This is a genomic window from Collinsella sp. wc0529 (assembly GCF_046116875.1).
Classification (GTDB): Bacteria; Actinomycetota; Coriobacteriia; order Coriobacteriales; family Coriobacteriaceae; genus Collinsella.
The window spans coordinates 1245258-1265493 of record NZ_JBJXBO010000001.1; the positions used below are offsets into that span (position 1 = coordinate 1245258).

Consider the following 20236-nt stretch of genomic DNA (forward strand, 5'->3'; position numbering starts at 1 on the left):
CCAGAGCGGCAATCTGCCTTTCAATCGTCGGACATGACCGCCAGGTCAATGCCCTCCTCTTTCAAGGCACCTTGCTCGCTCTGGCGGGCGCTCGCTTGCGTATACTCAACCTACAATTCGATCTCGGCTGACTTATAGGGCTAGCGTTGTGTTATTCTAGAACAGACGTTCGTGAATGATGCGCGGGGCCTTGCCTTGCGCTGTGCTTGTGGCGAGGGGAGGTCGGCTTGGTTATCTTGGGCATTGACCCCGGTTTGGCTCATACGGGTTGGGGGATTATCGAGGAGCGGCGTGGCGAGGTTCGCTGCCGTGCCTATGGCTGCATCGAGACCAGTGCCGGAAGTCCGCTCGCGGTGCGCCTGTCGCATATCGCCCATGACCTTAAGGATGTCGTTGAGCGTTATCGACCCGACACGGCTGCTGTCGAGAGCATCTACTTTGGTGCCAACGTTCGTTCGGCCATTCCCACGGCGCATGCCCGAGGTGCTGCGCTTGTGGCGCTTTCGGAGTGCGCGCTCGAGATTGGCGAGTACACGCCCATGCAGATCAAACAGGCTGTGGTGGGCACTGGCGCCGCGGACAAGCGGCAGGTCGCCTACATGGTACGCACACTCACACAGCTCGATCACGACCCGCATCCCGACCATGCCGCCGATGCCCTGGCCTGCGCCATCTGCCACGTAAACCTCAGCCGCACCCGCGCCCTCACCGGTGGCGAGTTCTATCAACAGAGAGGAACCGGATACTGATGATTTCCCAGCTCCACGGAACGCTTGTCGAGGCCACGATGAGCTCTGCTGTCGTCGATGTGTCGGGCGTTGGCTTTGAGCTCGGCATCTCGGGCAGCACTGCGGCCACGTTGCCGACGCCCGGTGGCGAGGTCTGCCTCTACACGCGTATGCAGGTGCGCGAGGACGCCATGACACTTTTCGGTTTTTCCTCAAAGGATGAGCGCATGATGTTCGACCGGCTCGTGTCCGTTTCGGGCGTTGGCCCGCGCCTGGCGCTTGCCGTGCTTTCCACCTATACCGTGGGGCAGCTGTATTCGCTGGTGATGGCCGAGGACGACAAGGGCATGGCCAAGGTACCCGGTGTGGGCAAAAAGACAGCTCAGCGCCTGATCCTGGAACTCAAGAGCACCTTTGCCAAGGATAAGGGCTTTGTGCCGGTCGACGTGATTCCCGGACAGGTTGCGATGCCCGTGCCCGCTGCCGCTCCCTCGGTGATCGATGATGCCCGTGCGGCGCTCCTTTCCATGGGCTTTAGTCCGCAGGAGACCGATGTTGCCCTGAGCGGGTATGATGGGCAGAATATGCGTGTCGAGGATCTGCTCGGCGCGGCGCTTAAGCGACTCGGAATGGATGCGTGATGTGGGAAGCCGATGACTCTCAGGACTTGTGGGCGACGCCCGGTAACTCGCCGGCGGCATCCATGGCGCACGGCGAGCGCATGGTGGGCTCGGAGCTGACGGCCGAGGATCTCGATGTCGACCGCACTTTGCGCCCTCAGCGCCTGGACGATTACTGCGGCCAGGAGCACATCAAGCAGAGCCTGCGCGTGTTGATCGAAGCGGCGCAGAGCCGTGGCGAGACGCTCGACCACGTGATCTTCTCGGGTCCTCCGGGCCTGGGCAAGACCACGCTGGCCACCGTTATCGCCAACGAGCTGGGCGCTCAGATCAAGACCACGAGTGGCCCTGCCATCGCGCGCACGGGCGACCTGGCGGCCATCCTTACTAACTTGCAGCCGGGCGATGTGCTGTTTATCGACGAGATCCACCGCCTCAACCGTTCGGTCGAGGAGGTCCTGTACCCCGCGATGGAGGACTTTGCCCTCGATATCGTGATTGGCAAGGGTCCGGCGGCGCGCTCGATTCGCCTGGATATCCCCAAGTTTACGCTGGTGGCGGCAACGACCCGCTCAGGCATGTTGACCGGCCCGTTGCGCGACCGCTTTGGCATTTCATATCGCCTGGATTACTACACGGTCGAGGAGCTCGCGCAGATTGTGACGCGCTCGGCGACTATCCTGGGCGTGACGATCGACCATCCCAGTGCACTCGAGATCGGCTCGCGTTCGCGCGGCACGCCACGTCTTGCCAACCGTCTGCTCAAGCGCGTGCGCGATTACGCACAGGTGCGCGGCAACGGCCGCATCGAGCTCGATATCTGTCGCCAGGCGCTCGAGTTCTTCGAGATCGACGAGCTCGGTCTGGACTGGATGGATATTCGCATTTTGGAGACGCTCGCCAAGACGTTCTCCGGTCGCGCCGTGGGACTTACGACCCTTGCCAGCGCGGTGGGCGAGGACCCGGGCACGCTCGAGGATGTCTATGAGCCCTATTTGCTGCAGTGCGGATTGATGATTCGTACGCCGCAGGGCCGTCAGGCAACCCTCCGCACCTTTGAGCACCTGGGGATTGAACCTACCGTTTAGGGCGTTTTGTTTTGGCGGGCTGTTGGACTATCGCTGGGCATCGGGTAAACATATCGCCGTTCATCGGTTATGGGCGTTTTACTATTGCGCGCCCGTGCTATGCTGAATTGGTCTTTTTCTCATTCGGTAACGAAAGGACCGCCCATGCCTACTGACATCGAAATCGCACGTTCTGTCACGCCGCTGCCTATTACCGAGGTGGCCAAGAACGCCGGCGTCGACGTTAAGCACCTTATTCCGTACGGCTTCGACAAGGCTAAGGTCGACTATTCACTGCTCAACGAGCCGACTGATCACCAGGCCAAGCTCGTCCTCGTGACCGCTATCAACCCAACGCCCGCGGGCGAGGGCAAGACCACCACGACCATCGGTCTGGCCGACGGCCTGCGTCGTCGCGGCGTCAAGAGTGCCGTTGCCCTGCGCGAGCCTTCGCTCGGCCCCGTCTTTGGCGTCAAGGGCGGTGCCGCTGGCGGCGGTTGGGCCCAGGTCATTCCCATGGAGGACATCAACCTGCACTTTACCGGCGACTTCCATGCCATCGGTGCTGCCAACAACCTGCTGGCCGCCATGCTCGATAACCACATCCAGCAGGGCAATCAGCTCGGTATTGACGTTAAACGCATCACTTGGAAGCGCGTCGTCGATATGAACGACCGTCAGCTGCGCCACGTCATCGACGGCATTGGCGGTAAGGCCCAGGGCGTGCCGCGCGAGGACGGCTTCGATATCACCGTCGCCTCCGAGGTCATGGCAATCCTGTGCCTGTCCACGAGCATCAACGATCTTAAGGAGCGCTTGGGCGAGATCGTTGTCGGCTACAGCTATGCCGGCGAGCCCGTCCGTGCCCGCGACCTCAAGGCCCAGGGTGCCATGGCCGCGTTGCTTAAAGACGCGCTCAAGCCCAACCTGGTGCAAACGCTCGAGGGCACGCCCGCGTTTGTCCACGGCGGTCCCTTCGCCAACATTGCCCACGGCTGCAACTCTATCATGGCCACGCGTATGGCGATGCGCTTTGGCGATGTTGCCATTACCGAGGCCGGCTTTGGCGCCGACCTGGGTGCCGAGAAGTTCCTCGATATCAAGTGCCGCATGACGGGCGTTCGCCCCAGCGCCGTCGTGATCGTCGCTACCGCTCGTGCGCTTAAGTACAACGGTGGCGTCGCCAAGGCCGATCTCAACGAGGAGAACCTCGAGGCACTCAAGGCTGGCATGCCCAACTTGCTGCGTCATGTCGACAACATCCAGAACGTATATGGTCTGCCCTGCGTGGTCGCCATCAATCGCTTCCCGACGGACACCGAGGCCGAGCTTGCTCTCATCGAGTCCGAGTGCCAGAAGCTCGGCGTCAACGTTAAGCTTTCCGAGGTCTGGGCCAAGGGCGGCGAGGGCGCGCTCGAGCTTGCCGATGAGGTCATGCGTCTGATTGAGCAGCCGAGCGAGCTCAAGTTTGCCTATGAGGACGGCGCTGATGTCGCTGATGCCCTCGAGGCCGTTGCCACCAAGGTCTACCGCGCCGACGGCGTTGACTTTACGCCGGCCGCCAAGCGCCAGCTCGCCGAGCTGCGCGAGAACGGCTTTGGCAACCTGCCGGTGTGCGTCGCCAAGACGCAGTACAGCTTTAGCGACAACGCCAAGGCCCTGGGCGCTCCCGAGAACTTCCGCATCACCGTGCGTGAGCTCAAGGTTTCTGCCGGCGCCCACTTTGTGGTCGCGCTGACCGGCAGTGTTCTGACCATGCCTGGTCTGCCCAAGGTGCCCGCGGCCGAAAACATCGACGTCGACAACGACGGCGACATCACCGGCCTGTTCTAAGCCTGCTGTCCATAGCTGCTAGCCCGCCCCGTCGCGCCCACAAGGCCCGGCGGGGCTTTTTGATCCTTAGGCACGCGCATGTCTTGTAGATACCGGCGGGCTTTGCCCATCATAGGCTTTTGCGCGGGTAGAATGCATGGATAACTTGATGCTTGCAGGCGACGGAAAGGAAACGTTGCATGGACCAGGACAAGACGACCGTGATGGGCGGCTACGGTTCCGCGCAGGCTGGCGATAGCGCCGATGCGACTCGCGTTGTTTCCAACCCCGGTTATACCGACCCCGCCGCGACGCAGACGTCTGCCGAACCCACACGAGTTATGGGCTATGGCGACGCGGCGCAGGACCCTTACGCTGCATCTTCGCAAGGCCCCTATGGCAATGCAGCTCCGGATCCGTTTGATTACGCGCCGCAGGATTCTTATGCTGCCTCGACGCCGAATCCCTATGATGACCTGCCGCAAAATCCCATTCCGCAGCCTCAGCAGACGACGTATATGCCTCGCACGGCGCAGCCTCGCTACGAGTCGCGCGAGCCGTATCGCGAGTACCCCAAGTCGATTCCGCAATATGGCGAGGACGAGGAAGAGACGCCGTCGCGTTCGTCGAGCGTGATTAAGAAGATCCTCATCGTGCTGGCGATCTTCTTTGCGCTGTCGGTTGTGTTTGCCATCGTGTCGGGCATGCTCAACAAGCGAGGGAGTTCAACGGCCGATACCGCTGCCGAGCAAACCGAGTCCGCCTCGTCTAGCACCGTCGATCTGAGTGATATCCCGGGGCAGTACTGGTCCAACGCCAAGAAGATCCTCAAGTCGCGCGGCGCCGATCTTTCGAATGCCGTGGTCCTGACTGATGATGGCTCAACGCCCGTCGTCGATGCCAACTGGGTCGTTACTTCTGCCTACTATAACGACAACGGCAACCTCGAAATTCAACTCACGCACAAGAACAGTTCGGGCAACTCGTCCGACGGCCAAAGCGGTACCGACAGCTCGAGCTCCAATACGCTGGAGGACTTGAGCAACAAGGCGCAGGAGTTGGGAGACAAGGCGCAAGAGCTGGGCGATACGGCACAAAATCTGGGCGATACCGCGCAGAACTTGGGCGACATGGCGACGGATGCCTGGAACGCCCTACAAAACGGCATCTCGGGCGCGCAGGGAAACTAGCTGTTAAGTGGGCTACAGCTGCTCGGCCGGACGGTCGGGCGAGCTAAAGCCCGAGTCAAACGTAACGACGCATGAGGCATCGGGTCGGCGCTCGTGCACGATGCGCGTGACGAGCTCCAGCAGCTCCTCGTCGGATATGTCAAAGCCGTCGGGACGCACCAGGTCAAACGAAACGAACCCGTCGTGCTCGTGCAGATCGTGGATGGAGAGCGCGGGATCGATCTGCATGACGCCGCGCTTGACCCAGCCGCGCAAGTCATCGCCGGTTGTCGCGATGGGGTCGCAGTGCAGCGTGATACCAATGCCCATCTGGCGCTTGATGTCGTGCTCGATGGTGTCCAGAATCTCGTGGTGCTCAAACGCGTCGCCCTCGCCGGGCATCTCCACGTGGGCGCTGGCAAACTGACGACCGGGGCCGTAGTCGTGCACCATGAGGTCGTGTGTGCCCAAGACCTGCGGATAGGACATGATCTTGTCGCGGATTGCCTGGACGAGCTTGGGGTCGGGCGCTTGCCCCAACAGCGGGCTGATGGCGTCGCGCACCAGGCCCAGACCGCTGATGCAGATGAAGACGCCCACACCCAGGCCTGCCCAGCCATCGAGATCAAAGCCGGTCGTCTGCGAAATAAGCGCCGCCACCAAGACCGAGCCCGAGGTGATGACGTCGTTTTTGGAGTCCTGCGCCGTAGCGATGAGCGTCTCCGACTCGATGCGGTCGCCCAGCGTGCGGTTGAACGCGGCCATCCAGAGCTTAACGAGCATGGACAAGACGAGGGCGGCTAGGGAGACCAGCGTGTAGGCGGTGGGGGAGGGCTTGATGATCTTGGCGATGGACTCGAGCGCCAGGTTGATGCCGACGGCGCAAACGAGGACGGCGACAAACAAACCGGCGAGGTACTCGTAGCGGCCATGGCCATAGGGGTGACCTTCGTCGGCCGGGCGGCTGGCAAGGCGGAACCCGAGCAGGCTCACAATGTTGCTCGAGGCGTCGGAGAGGTTGTTGAAGGCGTCGGCGATAAGCGAGACCGAGCCGGCGAGCAGACCCGCGATGCCCTTGGCTAGGCACAGGGTGATGTTGAGGCCAATGCAGATGAGGCTTGCGGCAAAGCCCGCGTTGGTACGGCAAGATGTATCGACCGGCTCGCCCTCGCTGCCGGGAACAAGTGTATGTACCAGCCGATTAACAAATAGCATAGCGGTCGTCCTCACAATCATGTTTAAGGGGATAGTGTAGCTCGCGCGGGGGCGTCGTGCGCCGATGCTCAGAAAATGCAGCAATAGTCTGCCGGTGCTAACGAACGAGCCTTCTCGTCTGCCTGGGTGGTCCATTTTGGGCCACATGGGTATGGGCATGTGCCTGCTTGCTCGACATACTTAATGTCGACAGCCCCTGTGCAAAGGAGGACGTTTCCATGGACGAGATGTTTGCCATTAAATGTCAAAACTGCGGCGGCCCTATGTACTCGCACCAGGCTAAGCGCAGCTTTGAGTGCGCCTATTGCGGCACGGTGGTTCCGTGGCAGGCGGACGCCGGAGAGCCCAAGAGCGCTTTGGGTATTCGCCATACGCCGTTGACGGTGGTGGATGGACTGCTCAAACTCACGCATGTGTCGCAACTCGAGCGCCCGCAGGACCCGGACTGGTATTTCTTCAATGCGCACTGGCGCAATCAGTCGGTCCTGGAACATCTGCTGTGGGAGGATCGCGGCACGGCGCAGGAGTTCCAAGAGGCCACGCATGTGAGCATTCCTTGCCCCTTCTGCGGAGCGTCCTTTGAGGGCGAGTCAACGCAGCGTGTGTTTGAGTGCCCGTCCTGCGGCAACAAGATCGGCATTGCCGACCTGCTCAAGCCCGGTACCTTCAGCAAGCGCCTGACCATGGGCGTTGGTGCGGAGTATGTGCCCGAGCAGGGTATTCCCTGCGAAATCTCGCCGCAGCAGGCACGTGCCAACGCGCTGCAGCTGGTGCGCCAGTATCCGGATGCCTTTGCCGGGCACGACGTGGAAGACGCGATCCAAAACGACATGATGCTCTTCTATTTCCCCATGGCGCTGGCGGACTTGCGCATGATGGCGAGCTTCCCGGGCAAGGGCCTGAGCAAGGAGGCCTTGGTGTACTACGAGGTGCTCGACTGGGCATACCCCAGGGCAAACTACCTGGACGTTCGCCTCATGGGCATTTTGGAGCCGTGGGACTTTGCCAAGGTCGGTCCGTTCGATCCCGCCATGCAGGAAGGTGACTTTCGCGTTGTCTCAGTCGGTGCGTCTACCAAGGACCAGGTGGTCATTGATAAGTTGGCGCTCGACGTTGCGGGCAACGACGCCGAGGCTGTACTGGGGCTCAATAAAAAGAGCATTCGCATGTGGGCGCGCAAGGCCCGCAAACATAAGGACGGCCTGGTGATGGTGCCGGTCTACTTTGTCGATCGTCCGGCGACAGACGGCCGCGATGGCGAGCAGGTGCGCATTGCCGTAAACGGCCAGACGGGCCGCGCGGCCGCGGTGGTGTTTAGCGACAAGCGCGAAACGCATATCGTGGCGTCGCTCAGCCCGAGCCTGCATCTGTCCGGCGAGAGCACCGTGCACGCCACGCCCGTCGAGGTCAAATACGTTAAATCGCCCTTCCTGTACCAGATCGTGCGCCGTGGAGGCGGCGAGCAACCGCGCCAGGTTGCAGCCGCCGTCGAGGGTTCCTACCGAGAGGAGAAGCCCAAACGCCGCGGTCTGCTGGGTGCGCTATTTGGGAAGTAGGGGAGTAGCACCGGTTGTTGCCGTAAGGTGATGGCCGGGGGTGCGGGGCAGCTCTCAGGAGTGCGGGCTGCCGTCTGATTGTTTGAGGGTGCCAGATGTAAATAAACAGTGGAGCGGCTGCAAAAGAGCCTCCTCACTGGGTAAAATCAGATTGTGCCGCGGAACCCGCTCTTCAGCTAGTCACACTTCGGAAGCGCGGGCAACGCAGGTATTATCGTCTAGGGCCGGCTGCAACCGGCCCTTTTCTGTGGCAGCCAATGGGCCCACATCAGACGAAGGCCGCGTCTTTGCCTGTCAGGTCACGCTCGCCAGCCACGGCTAGAATGTCGTTGCCGGCGTCCATGACCGGTATTGTTTCGTAGCGTGCGTCGCAACCGCGAGTGCGCCTGCGACGGCTGCGGTGGCTTCGGTCGCAACGTGCTGCTACCCTTGCGCTTCGCCATTAGACGCTTCATTGATGGCGCGGTACTCGGCACTCAGCTCGCGCGCCAGCTCTTCCTTGCTTGGAAGATACGGCAGGTATTTGGCGGCAAACACTTGGTCGTTGTCTTCGGGCAGCGTGTACTCGACGATCGAATCGCTTTTGTCCGCGCAGAGCACGATGCCTATGGGCGGATTGTCGCCTTCGTTCATAAGCTCGCGCGTGTAGTAGTTCACATACATTTGCATCTGGCCCAGGTCCTGATGCGTAAGGTCATCGGTCTTAAGGTCGATGAGCACGAAGCAGCGCATCAGATAGTTGTAAAAAACAAGGTCAATATAGAAATGGCGCCCATCAAAGGTGATACGCTTTTGGCGCGCCTCGAAAGCGAAGCCACGGCCAAGCTCCAGCAGGAACTTCTGAAGATGTGTGATGAGCGCCTGCTCTAGATCGCTCTCGCGAAACGCAGTATCGTCCGAGAAACCTAAAAACTCCAGTACATATGGATCGCGGATGATATCCTCGGCGCGACGAGCCGGGGCGCTCTCTTGGATTTCCTGGGTGACGGCCTCCTTGTCCTTGCTGGCAAGCAGGCGCTCGCGGAACATGGTGTTGATCTGACGCTCGAGCTGACGCGTGCTCCAACGAGAATCGGCGCATTCGTTCATGTACCAGGCGCGAGCATTAGGGTCGGGAATGCGCATCAACCTGCGGTAATGAGTCCAGCTCAATTCGCTACGCAGTGCGTCGCGAATTGGAAACGCAAGAAAGAACTGACGCATATTGCGAAGGTTTGCGATGCCAAAGCCTCTTCCGAAATCCGCGGTAAGCCTTCTGGAGAGGCCTGCAATCAATGCCTCTCCATATGCTGCGCGCTCCTCTCCGCCCTGCTCATCAACAATACTCTTGCCGATCTCCCAATATGCCTCAACCATCGCAAAGTTAACGGCGGTATAGGCCTTGTCGCGAGCGGCGTTGAGAATCGAGGAAACCTGCTTGTAAAAAACTTCTGGCACGATTACCGATTCTCCACGGTTTACCAGTTCGCCCATCACTGTCGCCCCACTTTCCTCTTGTGGAATGCATCTTTATCGCATTTAGTTTAAAGCCTCGCGCGGACACGAATTGCTGTGCTGTCTGGCACCTTCGCATGGGAGCCTTGCGGTGACTAAAATGTGGCCATAGAGGCAGTTTTAGCGAACCCCGCGGGAGTGACACGCATGGATAACAACACTTTGCTGTTCCAGGACAAAGGTTCGGGCGGGTTTAAAGACGTCAGGATTTACCCCAACCGCATCGAGGTGCTCAAGAAGGGCACTTTCGGCGGCAAGCATATCGAGATTGTCAACCTTAAGGACATCACGGGCGTTAACAGGATCAAGGGCCGCAATGTTTTTCTGCGCAACAGGTTGTTGACTGCCTGTGTCTTTAGCCTGAGCAACCGCTCCCAGGCCCAGGAATTTGTGAACGCGCTGAACATGGTGATGTAGCCGACGTCGGCGTTCGGGCCAGACTTACGCCCGCGCATCTGGCGGCACGGTGGCTGGTCGTTCAACCTGCGAGGCGTCCTTTATGCGCTACCCCTTCATGTCAAAAATAGGGGCACAGAACGGTATTCCGCGCCCCTGATTGAGCCGATGCGTCTGAAAACCGGCTTGCCTATTCGCTAGCGCCTTCGTTGTTTTCGCGGTCACTGGCAAGCATTGCTGCGCCGGCGACCGTCGTCGCCACGGCGGCAGCGGCGAGCCCGGCGGCGATGCCAGAGCCGTCGCCCGTGCCGGCGAGCTTCTCGCCCGAGCCCTTGCTCTTGTTGCCCTTGCCGTTCTTGTCGGCGCTGTCCGTGGCGGCATCGTTGCCGTTGCCGCCGCCGGTACCGTTGCCGGTGCCGCCCGCACTGCCCGAGGCCGCTACGGTAAAGCTTGCGGATCCGTCGCTGGCGAGCGTGTAGTTCTGCGCCGCGTCGCCCAAGAGACCGTTCACGCGCACCCAGTACGTTCCTGCGGCAAATGTTTCGCCCTCGGCCATTGCCGTGCCCGGAGCGCCGTCCGCATCGTGCACAAACTCGAGCTGGGCCGTGCAGGCATCGGTTTCGAGCTTGCCCTCGAGTGATGCCGCAATCTTGGCGCGCACGTCTTCGCCGGCCTTAAGGCCTTCGAGTCCCTCAAAATGGGGCGTCAGCGCGCGTGGATCGATATCGATGGGCACGGAGCCCCGCAGCTCCGTAACGGTCTCGTTGCCCAAGGCGTCGACATCCACATATTCGATGGCAAACGCATGGCCCGAAGCCGCCACGTTGAGTACGTTGCTGCTGTCGACGAGGCGGAAATGACCCTCGCCAACGGTCTTGCCGTCCTGGAGCGAGGCGTCGCTCAGCGAGTCGCCGTACGTCATGCGCATGCGGGTCGGGAGGTAGTACGAAGCTGTCTGCTTGTGCTGTGCATCGTAATCGTAATTGCGCTGGTAGATGCTCCGGGCCAGCGCCGCATCAACAAAGTCGGATGCGATGATGCCAATGTGCTTGAGGTAATCTGACTTCGTATCCTTGTTGTCGCTGGGGTTGATGTACGGGCTCTTATACAGATGCTCGTTGACCACTCGTGCCGAGGTAAAAGGATTGCCTCCGTGCGACAAGCCCGTGTAGCTGGTGTAGTTGATAGACCAGCAACGCTCCTGGACTGGCACATTGGCCCCGTCATCGTCCACGACGTCCACCTTGTTGCGCGTGCGCCCGGTCGTTTCCTTCAGCGCATTATCGACCCAGCTGAGCTTGTCGGTTCCCGTGAGTTTGTACTTGTCCTGGGCGTATACCTTGGTGCAATAGGGCTCTTTGTCGCCTGTTTCCCCCGCGGCTTCAAAGCCCCGCGCGTCTTGGACGAGACACATAGTGGCGCTGTCGGAGTGAGCCTTGATCTTGTCATCCCATTCGGTAAGGTCGAGGCCCCACGTGTGGCCGCTTACACTGTTGCCGGCGAGCCTAAATCGACGCAGCAGAACGATCTTTCCACGCACCTCGTGTAGCGTGGGGATTCGGCTCGACGTATAGAACAGTTTGGGGTTGTCGTCCAAAACCTTGGCGAAAGCCGTCGTAACACTTTCGTCGGTAGCCTCGTCGTTGCCTCGTGATACAAGCATGATGAGCGCTTCTGTCGGGTTTTCGTTCAAAAACGTTTTGAAGTAGCCTATGACATCGGAAAGATGCATAAAGTACGCGTCTTTTTTGAGCAGGTAGTAATCCCCGTGGTCGATACCGGGGTCGTCGCCCTTTCCGAGCCGGATATCAAAATAGCGAATGCCTTCGAGCAACTGCGTGGGAATGTAATCCTGCTGGCATTTTACTTGCGAGGATTGGGGCTCAGTGTCGTTGTCCACGCTGCAGGTGCCCGAATCGTGCGTACCCGGGATGCTCAGTTCGTCGAGGTACTTGTCGTCGTCGACGTATTTCATCCAACATGGTCCGTCGACGTAGCTGCTGTACGTAATCCAGTCGAGGCTGCTAACCGTGGCATCGTTCTTTTTCATGTCGTAACCGATAAGTTCGAGCTCCCACGGAATGCTCTTACTCTTACTCTTATGGCAGATCTTATTGTTGTCCTGGTCTTCGCCGTTCGATTCTATTGCCAGGTACTTAATGTCTTTTTTCTCGGTTTCTTTCTCGACCGTGCGGTCTCGGATGATATAGGTTCCGTTTGATTGCCGCTCGAACGCAAAAGAGCGGCTGGGCTTGTTGTCATACTCGCCGCTCCATACGTGGATGACCTTTCCGTCTTTGTCCGAGTCGCCATCGACCGACCAAATGCTGTAGCCCGTCTTCTTGTGCTCTTCGAAATTGAGCAGGGTGCGGATAGCATACCAGTTTGTATCGTCATTCTTGGTCGTTACGTTCTCAAGGATGAGCTTGCTGGACGTGCCGTCATTAAACAGATGGCAGACGTTGCCGATGACGTTGCCGTCTTCGTTAACGCTTGCGGTACGAAAATAGCCCGCGGGGCGAAGGCGAATGACGAAATTGTCGAGGCTGACTGCTGGCCCGGCCGTGCCGTCCGCAAAGGCTGCCCGCGGGCTAATGCCCAGCATGGCGGTTTCGGGCAGGCTTGCAAGTGGCGACAACGCCGCGAGTCCAAGGCCCAACGTAAATGCTCGGCGGCTGATGGCGTGATGTTCGGTCATAACTTCTCCATTCGCAGAGTGCGGTTATGCGATAGTTTTGGTCACTATACTGCTCAGATGTTTAAAGATGCTGGTTTAATTGTCTGCGCGGCACAATAAATCGGCGGGCGGACGTGTTGGGGCGTTTGTCGTTTTCGTACTGTTGCCACATTTGGGGCGGTTCCGACGTCCGGCATCCTCGCGTTCGTCGGCTACAGGCATAAGAAAGGGAGGGTCGGTTTACCGGCCCTCCCTGGGTACGAAGCGCTGGGGTACCGTCGCTTGTTTGCACTGCGACCGTGTTTTCCGTTGCGCTCGCCAGTCGCTTAGCGCTTGATCTCGATATCGTCGAGCTTGACGTCCATGGCCTCGGTCTTGGCCTCGGCGATGTCATCGGCAAATTCCAGGGACTTCATCATGGTCTCGACGGCGTCCTTGTGCTCCTCGACGTTGTCGATGCGCACATACACGCTGCCACCGTCAACGTCGGTGAAGTACTCGGTCGTCACGCCGCCCGAGTGTGTGTAGGAAGCGTTGCGCCAGGTCTTGCCGTTGTACTTGACGGGGTCATTCTCGGTCCACTCAAAGCTGGCATTCCACTTTGCCTCGTAGTCGAACAGCTCGTCGGCGTTCTTGTCAGAGTCGAAGACGGGGATGAAGCGATCACTGGCGTGCTCGCTCTCGGTGAACTTAAACTGGGCCCTGTCGGCGGTGTCGCCGGCAACGTCGGTAATCTCGACGCCCTCGGGAACCTCGACCTTAAACCAAATGAAGTCGGTCCTCATATCCACGGCTGGCTTTTCTGCCCCGCCGCCACCGCCACTTCCGGTAGCGTCGCCGCTGCCACCGCAGCCCACCAGGGCAACTGCGGCAAAGAGACTGATGCAGAGGGTGAGAATCGCAAAGGCCTTCTTTTTCATGGTCGTGTCCTCCTCGATCTGTAACCGCCCATGGATTACCTGTCTTTACTGTACGCGTGGACGGCTCGCTAGGGTGGGCCATGTGTCCCATTCTGAGGGCCGGATTTGCGCCGTTAAGTGGCAATATGTTCGGGCGCAAAAGAGGGGAGGGCTGGTGCTGTCGGCCCTCCCCGGGGTGAGGTGCCCGTTGATTTAATGGGGCGCGCGTGCGTGGGCGTTGCCCCAACAGGTTCCTTGTTTATAGATATGCCTCAGTTTTTGACGTCCGGAAGTCTCGAAAGGTGGGCCATGTGTCCCATGTTTGCGGTGCCGACGCCTATCGTTCGTCATAGAAATCCGCGATGGCCAGGTGCGCTGACGCTCATGTACTTATGGGCTAGACTTAGCACCATTATGTGATTGATGCGGTCGGTCGGCGGTTGCCACCCGACCGATGTATATGACTTGAAGGTGCGTGCGTATGAGCCAAGAGATGATGGATAAAACATGTCGAGAGTTTGCCGAGGCGCTTGCCGCACGCGAGCCGGTTCCCGGCGGCGGTAGCGCGAGCGCCTTTGTAGGTGCACTGGGCGCCTCGCTGTGCGGAATGGTTGCCCGCTACGGTGCGACCAATCCCGCGCTTGCTGATCGTGCGGATGACCTGACGCGTGCGTTTGCCCAGGCAGACGAGTTGGCGCAGGAGCTTGTGGGTCTGGTCGCCGAGGACGTTCGTGCGTACGGCCAGGTGTCCGCTGCGTACGGTATTCCGCGTGAGGACCCGGCCCGACCGGCTGCGATTCAGGATGCGCTGCATGTGGCCGCTATGCCGCCGTATCGCATTATGGATGCCTGCGGGCGCGCACTGGCGCTGCTCGAGGACATGGCCGACAAGGGTTCGCGTCAGCTGCTGTCCGATGTGGCGTGCGGCGCCGTATTCTGCCGCGCCGCCATGCAGGGCGCGAGCTTGACGCTCTTTGCGAACACCACGTCTATGAAGGATCGCGTTCGTGCTAAGGAGCTCGAGACCGCGTGTGATGAGTTGCTCGACACATGGTTGCCGCGCGCCGATGCGCTGGCGCGCCGCGCCTCCGACGCTGCAAGAAAGAGGGGATAGCCATGGCTGAGCTACTGAAGGGTGCTCCCGTCGCCCGCGCTTTGACTGAGGAGCTCGCTGCCCGCTGCGCTGCGCTGCGCGAACGCGGTGTTGTTCCGACGCTTGCTATCGTGCGTGTGGGTGAACGCGAGGACGACCTATCCTACGAGCGCGGTGCCCTCAAGCGCTGCGAGAAGGTTGGCATTGAGGCTCGCCGCGTTTTGCTTCCTGCCGATGTTTCGCAGGACGAGCTGTTGACGGCCGTCGAGGACATCAATACCGATTCGGCTGTTCATGGCTGTCTGATGTTCCGCCCGCTGCCCGCCGGCCTTGACGAGAACGCCGTCGCCGCAGCGCTCGATCCCGCCAAGGACGTTGACTCCATGACGCCGGCTTCACTGCTCACCACGCTTTCGGGGCGCGGCGAGGGTTTTGCCCCCTGCACAGCCGAAGCCGTGCTTGCTTTGCTGGATCATTACGGCGTTGAGCTGGATGGGGCCAAGGTTGCTGTGGTCGGACGCTCACTGGTAATTGGCCGCCCCGTTGCCGCCATGCTTACGGCGCGCAACGCAACCGTGACGACGTGCCATACGCATACGCGCGATCTTGCCGCCGAGTGCTGTGCTGCCGACATTGTGGTTGCCGCCGTTGGACGCGCGCGCACGATTGGCGCAGATGCGGTCCGCGAGGACCAGGCGATTATCGATGTTGGCATTAATTGGGACGAAGCCGCTGGCAAGCTGGTCGGCGACGTCGATTTTGATGCCGCGGAGCCGGTTGTTGGCGCAATCACCCCCGTGCCGGGTGGCGTGGGCGCCGTGACGACAGCAATTCTCGCCAAGCACGTGATCGAGGCGGCTGAGCGCGCGGTAAAATAGGCGTTTGGAGGCTGTTTAGGGGGTTGGTTAGATACCCCGTGGTCAAAAAATGCCAAATATGAGTACTGTTGCCAAGTTAGTCACATATGTTTGAGATCATTTTGGCTCTTTAGCGATAAGTAATATCGTTAAAGAGCCAATTTTATTGGACGTATGGGGAATTACTAGACTCAGTTTTTGGACAGGTGAGGATTCCCGGCGCCCGGAACAGTGCAATTTGCTGCCACTAAATTTGTGACAGTACTCATATTTGGCATTTTTTGACCACGGGGGTTGCCGGGGCGGCTGTTTCGCCCTTTTTGCGCCGAAGCGATACACTGTTGCCGTTTGATTTCTTCGCTCAAGGAGGATGCACATGCCGTGCACAACGATTTTGGTTGGTAAGAACGCGAGCTATGACGGGTCGACGCTGGTCGCCCGCAACGAGGACTCGTCCAACGGGGTGTTTGAGCCCAAGCGCATGCGTGTTGTGCACCCCGACGAGCAGCCGCGTGTCTACACGAGCGTTTTGAGCCACCTGACCGTTGAGCTGCCCGACAATCCCATGCGTTACACAAGCGTCCCCGACGTTGTCCCCGGTCATGGCATTTGGGCCGAGGCCGGCTTCAACGAGGTCAATGTTGGCATGTCCGCAACCGAGACGCTCACCACCAACGAACGCGTCCGCGGCGCCGATCCGCTCGTGGACTACGTGCCAGCCAAGGGCAAAGAGGGCGAGGACGGCTATGTGCCGGCGCAGCCCGGCGGTCTGGGCGAGGAGGATATGGTGACCCTGGTGCTGCCGTACGCCAAGTCCGCCCGCGACGGCGTGCGCATTCTGGGCGACCTGCTCGAGCGCTACGGTACCTACGAGAACAACGGCATCGCCTTGAGTGACGTTGACGAGATCTGGTGGCTCGAGACCATTGGCGGCCACCACTGGATCGCCAAGCGCGTGCCCGACGACGCCTATGTGACCATGCCCAACCAGCTGGGTATCGACAGCTTTGATCTGGACGACGCCGAGGGCGCTCAGGTCGACCACATGTGCTCCGCCGACCTGCGCTCCTGGATGGCCGAGTGGCATTTGGACCTGACGCTGGGCGTTGAGGGCGACGGTCCGGCGACGGTCTTCAACCCGCGCGAGCCCTTTGGCTCGCACAGCGACAGCGACCACGTCTACAACACGCCGCGCGCCTGGTACATGCAGCGCTGCCTCAACCCCAGCGATGTGTGGGACGGTCCCGACGCCGATTACACGCCCGAGAGCGATGACATCCCCTGGAGCCGCGTGCCCGAGCGCAAGGTGACCATCGAGGACATCAAGTACGTGCTTTCGAGCCACTACCAGGGCACGGAGTACGACTGCTACGGCAGCAAGGGCACGCCCGCCACGCGCGGCGCCTATCGTCCCATCGGCATCAACCGCAACAGCCAGCTCGCCGTGCTGCAGCTGCGCCCCTATTCGCAGCCGGCGTATCGCGCCGTGCAATGGATGGCGTTTGGCTCCAACTCGTTTAACGCGCTCGTGCCGCTGTACGCCAATGTCGAGACCATGCCCGAGTACTATGCCGACACGCAGGCTCGCGTGACGTCCGAGAATTTCTATTGGGCAAATCGCCTGATCGGCGCCTTGGCCGATGTTCGCTTCCATGAGTGCGGTCGCGCAGTCGAGGATTATCAGGAGAAGGTCGGCGGCATGGGCCATAAGCAGATTCACGACGTTGACGCTGTCGTAGCCGCCCTGCCCGAGGCCGAGGTACCTGCCGAGCTCGCCCGCGCCAACGAAGAGTTTGCCGAGCGCGTGCGGGTGGAGACCGATGCTCTGTTGGGCAAGGTACTCTACACCACGAGCTGCGCCATGAAGAACTCCTTCGCGATGAACGACAACGTAAGGTAAAAGCCGCATTGCAGCGAACGAGCGGGACAAACGCCGTCAAAGGCTTTGCCCCGCTCGATTTCTATTCCGGCGACAAACGATTTTGTGTCGTTCGCCCAATCTTGGGTACAAGAACGCCAATGCAGTTGTTTGTGATTGGAGATAACCATGGTTATGAAACTCGATCAGCTTGTTAACGGCGCCATTAACGTGGGCTTTGGCGCTGCCGCCGTTGCTGTCGAAGGCGGCAAGAAGGTCCTCGACGACCTTAACACCAAGGGCGAGCAGGTCCGCAAGGACACCGCCACCCCCGATATCGCCCGTAGTGTGTCCGACATGTTCGAGCAGGCCGGCGGTACCATCTCCGATCTGACCGAGCGCTTGGGCATGCAGGGCGAGACCGCGGCCCAGCGCGTGCTTGACGAGCTCATCCTTGCCCGTGTCCGCGTTATGACCGCCCCCGAGCGCACGGCCTTCCTGGCCCATGTGCGCGACATCGTCGATTCGGTCGAGGACAACGTGACCTCGGTGCCCGTCGAGTCCGTTGAGCCCGACGATGCGAAGGATACCGAAGAGGCCGAGTAGCAGCGCAGATGGCAGATTCCACCACCGATTACAACAATCTAGATCCCTTGGGTGACGAGGCGGCGGTTGTCGATGAGGTCGACGCCGCCGTCTCGGGCGCTCGCAAGAAGCCGCGCGCTGTCGATATGGTGCCCGAGGAGCCCGACGCGATGGCGCCGGACGAGGAATACCAGCTCACGCCGGCGGGTCGCCGTGAGCGCATCGGGCAGATTGTTCGCCTGGTCAAAAAGTACCGCGTGTGGGATAACCTCACGCCGGTTCGTTTGCGCCGCCTGCTCGAGGAACTCGGCCCCATGTTCGTCAAGATGGGGCAGATTCTGGCCAACCGGTCCGAGATCCTGCCGCAACGCTTTTGCGACGAGCTGCGTCGTCTGCGCTCCGACGTGGAGCCCGTGCCGTACGAGGTCGTACTCAGTTGTCTGGAAGAAGAATACGGCCTGCGCCTGGGGGAGATGTTCGATGCGATCGACCCCAATCCGCTCGGTAGCGCGTCGCTCGCGCAGGTGCACCGCGCTCGTCTGGTGACGGGCGAGGACGTGGCCGTCAAGGTGCAGCGCCCCGGTGCGCAGCAGGTTATGGCACAGGACATCGATATCATCCGCTCGGTGGTGCGTATCGTTTCCAAGTTCGTCAACACCGATCAATTCGTTGACCTGCACGGCGTAGTCGAGGAGTTGTGGACCTCGTTTCGCGAGGAGACCAACTTTTTGGCCGAGGCCAAAAACCTTAACGACTTCTACGAGTTCCATAAGAGCGTTCATGGCGTGACGTGCCCTAAATCCTATCTGGACCTGTGCACCGAGCACGTGGTGGTTATGGATTACGTCGACGGCATTTCGATCGCCGATCCTGAACGCTTGGTGGCCGAGGGCTATGACTTGGAAAAGATCGGTGCCGCGATTGTCGAGGACTACTCGACGCAGGTGCTCGATGACGGCTTTTTCCATGCCGACCCGCATGCGGGAAACATCATCCTCAAGGACGGCATCGTTTACTTTATCGACTTGGGCATGGTCGGACGCATGTCGAGCCACGATCGCGGTATCGTAAAGGACATGATTTTCGCCGTGGCCGAGGGCGACGTGCCAAAGCTCAAGGATTCGCTCATGCGCTTTGCCGTGACGCGTGGCGATTCGGCCGAGCTCGATCATTCAGCGTTTTTGTCCGATCTTGACTTTATCGTGGCTGACTTTGCGGGCCTTGACCTGAAGGATTTGGATATCGGCGAGTTTTTGACCTCGCTGTTAAACCTCGCGCGTAAGAATGACGTTGAGCTGCCGAGCGTGGTGACGATGTTCGCGCGCGGCATGGTGACGCTCGAGGGTTTGCTGACCGAGTACATGCCCAACGTCAACATGATCCAGATCATCCAAACCCACATTAAAAACGAGAAAAGCACCTATGCGCGCGTGCGCGACATGGGGCGCGATCTTGCCGCGAGCAGCTATCGCGCGGCGAAGGGCTCACTCGAGGCGGCTGAGTACCTGGGGCTGGCTTCGCGCATGCTTACGCGCGGCCAGCTTAAGGTGAACACGCAGATCATGAGCAGCGATAAGGCACTGCGACAGCTGGGCGGAATTATCGACCGCATGTCGATGGCTATCGTTATCGCCGGCCTGTTTATCGGTTCGTCGGTGGTGTACTACGCACGCATCGAGCCGGTTGTGTTTGGTATCCCGGTCATTGGCTTTATGGGCTACGTGAGCGCGCTGGTGCTGGCGCTTATGCTGGGCCGCAATATCTGGCTCAACAGCCACGGAGGCAAGCACTAGAGGCTGCGACCGTCACCGCATTTTTCTATCGCAAACAATAGCTTTTACCTTGGGCTTCGCCTGCGTGTGAGGCCCTTTTGCGTGATACCATGCTGACGGTAATAATCGATGGCCTAGATGGTGGTGCGGAGACGCACGAATGCGCGGTTTTCCTGCGCGTTTGGGAGAATCGGGGTGCAAGTCCCCGGCTGTACCAGTAACCGTAATTCCTCTTGGCTCGGGATGTTCGCGTCGCAGATCGGACGACGTGCCCGAGTCGTTAAGGTTAAGTCGGATCGCCTCCCATCTTGTATGCGGCTGCGGCGTATGCCGCCGGTGTGCATAGGGCTCTGGAGGGAAGGGGGCCCCGATGGGGGAACTCGAGCGCAACATGCGCGATGACGTGGGGCGGCCTCAAGGCAACGCTCCAAGTACAGA

Annotated in this window: 16 protein-coding genes; 12 read left to right on the forward strand and 4 right to left on the reverse strand. The window is 60.1% G+C overall.

Features of this window, described 5'->3' with window-relative positions; translation table 11 throughout:
* The first annotated feature begins 227 nt into the window (after positions 1 to 227).
* The 5 genes from ruvC (at position 228) to ACKUTP_RS05275 (ending at position 5417) form a co-directional block, all read left to right on the forward strand.
* Positions 228 to 749 carry a crossover junction endodeoxyribonuclease RuvC gene (gene ruvC / locus ACKUTP_RS05255; RefSeq protein ID WP_022095142.1) on the forward strand — a complete coding sequence of 174 codons (522 nt, stop codon included), beginning with the start codon at positions 228 to 230 and terminating at the stop codon, positions 747 to 749.
* Entirely contained in the window at positions 749 to 1369 is a 621-nt protein-coding gene (ruvA, locus tag ACKUTP_RS05260; protein WP_271736621.1) for a Holliday junction branch migration protein RuvA, read from the forward strand. The genes ruvC and ruvA overlap by 1 nt, the downstream gene beginning before the upstream one ends.
* A complete protein-coding gene (gene ruvB / locus ACKUTP_RS05265) occupies positions 1369 to 2436 on the forward strand; it encodes a Holliday junction branch migration DNA helicase RuvB (protein WP_409063705.1) in 1068 nt (355 codons plus the stop codon). The genes ruvA and ruvB overlap by 1 nt, the downstream gene beginning before the upstream one ends.
* 144 nt (positions 2437 to 2580) lie before the next feature.
* Positions 2581 to 4248, forward strand: a complete 1668-nt coding sequence (locus ACKUTP_RS05270; protein ID WP_117769535.1) for a formate--tetrahydrofolate ligase — start codon at positions 2581 to 2583, stop codon at positions 4246 to 4248.
* Between the two features lie 179 nt (positions 4249 to 4427).
* Positions 4428 to 5417, forward strand: coding sequence for a hypothetical protein (locus tag ACKUTP_RS05275; RefSeq protein ID WP_409063706.1), 990 nt, complete (start codon positions 4428 to 4430; stop codon positions 5415 to 5417).
* A 12-nt stretch (positions 5418 to 5429) separates the two neighbouring features.
* On the opposite strand, the gene ACKUTP_RS05280 is transcribed toward ACKUTP_RS05275, so the two are convergent.
* On the reverse strand, positions 5430 to 6611 hold the full coding sequence (locus tag ACKUTP_RS05280; RefSeq protein ID WP_409063707.1) for a cation diffusion facilitator family transporter: 1182 nt from the start codon (positions 6609 to 6611) through the stop codon (positions 5430 to 5432).
* A gap of 218 nt (positions 6612 to 6829) precedes the next feature.
* Here ACKUTP_RS05280 and ACKUTP_RS05285 point away from each other — a divergent pair, with 218 nt between their 5' ends.
* On the forward strand, positions 6830 to 8167 hold the full coding sequence (locus ACKUTP_RS05285; protein ID WP_409063708.1) for a hypothetical protein: 1338 nt from the start codon (positions 6830 to 6832) through the stop codon (positions 8165 to 8167).
* A gap of 423 nt (positions 8168 to 8590) precedes the next feature.
* Here the strand turns inward: ACKUTP_RS05285 and ACKUTP_RS05290 are convergent, their stop codons facing one another.
* A complete protein-coding gene (locus ACKUTP_RS05290; RefSeq protein WP_409063709.1) occupies positions 8591 to 9604 on the reverse strand; it encodes a YhcG family protein in 1014 nt (337 codons plus the stop codon).
* A 204-nt stretch (positions 9605 to 9808) separates the two neighbouring features.
* Between ACKUTP_RS05290 and ACKUTP_RS05295 the strand changes: the two genes are divergently transcribed.
* Positions 9809 to 10078, forward strand: coding sequence for a hypothetical protein (locus ACKUTP_RS05295; RefSeq protein ID WP_409063710.1), 270 nt, complete (start codon positions 9809 to 9811; stop codon positions 10076 to 10078).
* Positions 10079 to 10247: 169 nt separating this feature from the next.
* On the opposite strand, the gene ACKUTP_RS05300 is transcribed toward ACKUTP_RS05295, so the two are convergent.
* Both ACKUTP_RS05300 and ACKUTP_RS05305 read right to left on the reverse strand, forming a co-directional pair.
* Positions 10248 to 12755 (reverse strand): phosphatidylinositol-specific phospholipase C, encoded by a 2508-nt coding sequence (locus ACKUTP_RS05300; RefSeq protein WP_409063711.1) that lies wholly within the window; start codon positions 12753 to 12755, stop codon positions 10248 to 10250.
* A gap of 305 nt (positions 12756 to 13060) precedes the next feature.
* Entirely contained in the window at positions 13061 to 13654 is a 594-nt protein-coding gene (locus tag ACKUTP_RS05305) for a hypothetical protein (RefSeq protein ID WP_055310220.1), read from the reverse strand.
* Between the two features lie 460 nt (positions 13655 to 14114).
* On the opposite strand from ACKUTP_RS05305, the gene ACKUTP_RS05310 reads away from it, so the two are divergent.
* From ACKUTP_RS05310 to ACKUTP_RS05330, 5 genes are all read left to right on the forward strand, one after another.
* Positions 14115 to 14747, forward strand: a complete 633-nt coding sequence (locus ACKUTP_RS05310) for a cyclodeaminase/cyclohydrolase family protein (protein WP_409063712.1) — start codon at positions 14115 to 14117, stop codon at positions 14745 to 14747.
* Positions 14748 to 14749: 2 nt separating this feature from the next.
* Positions 14750 to 15604, forward strand: coding sequence for a bifunctional 5,10-methylenetetrahydrofolate dehydrogenase/5,10-methenyltetrahydrofolate cyclohydrolase (locus ACKUTP_RS05315; RefSeq protein ID WP_217750906.1), 855 nt, complete (start codon positions 14750 to 14752; stop codon positions 15602 to 15604).
* A 355-nt stretch (positions 15605 to 15959) separates the two neighbouring features.
* The gene (locus tag ACKUTP_RS05320) at positions 15960 to 17483 is read left to right on the forward strand and encodes a C69 family dipeptidase (protein WP_409063713.1); all 1524 of its coding nucleotides are present in this window, start codon (positions 15960 to 15962) and stop codon (positions 17481 to 17483) included.
* A 147-nt stretch (positions 17484 to 17630) separates the two neighbouring features.
* Positions 17631 to 18047, forward strand: coding sequence for a hypothetical protein (locus ACKUTP_RS05325; RefSeq protein ID WP_117583986.1), 417 nt, complete (start codon positions 17631 to 17633; stop codon positions 18045 to 18047).
* Between the two features lie 8 nt (positions 18048 to 18055).
* A complete protein-coding gene (locus ACKUTP_RS05330) occupies positions 18056 to 19819 on the forward strand; it encodes an AarF/ABC1/UbiB kinase family protein (RefSeq protein ID WP_117639742.1) in 1764 nt (587 codons plus the stop codon).
* The last annotated feature ends 417 nt before the right edge of the window (positions 19820 to 20236 follow it).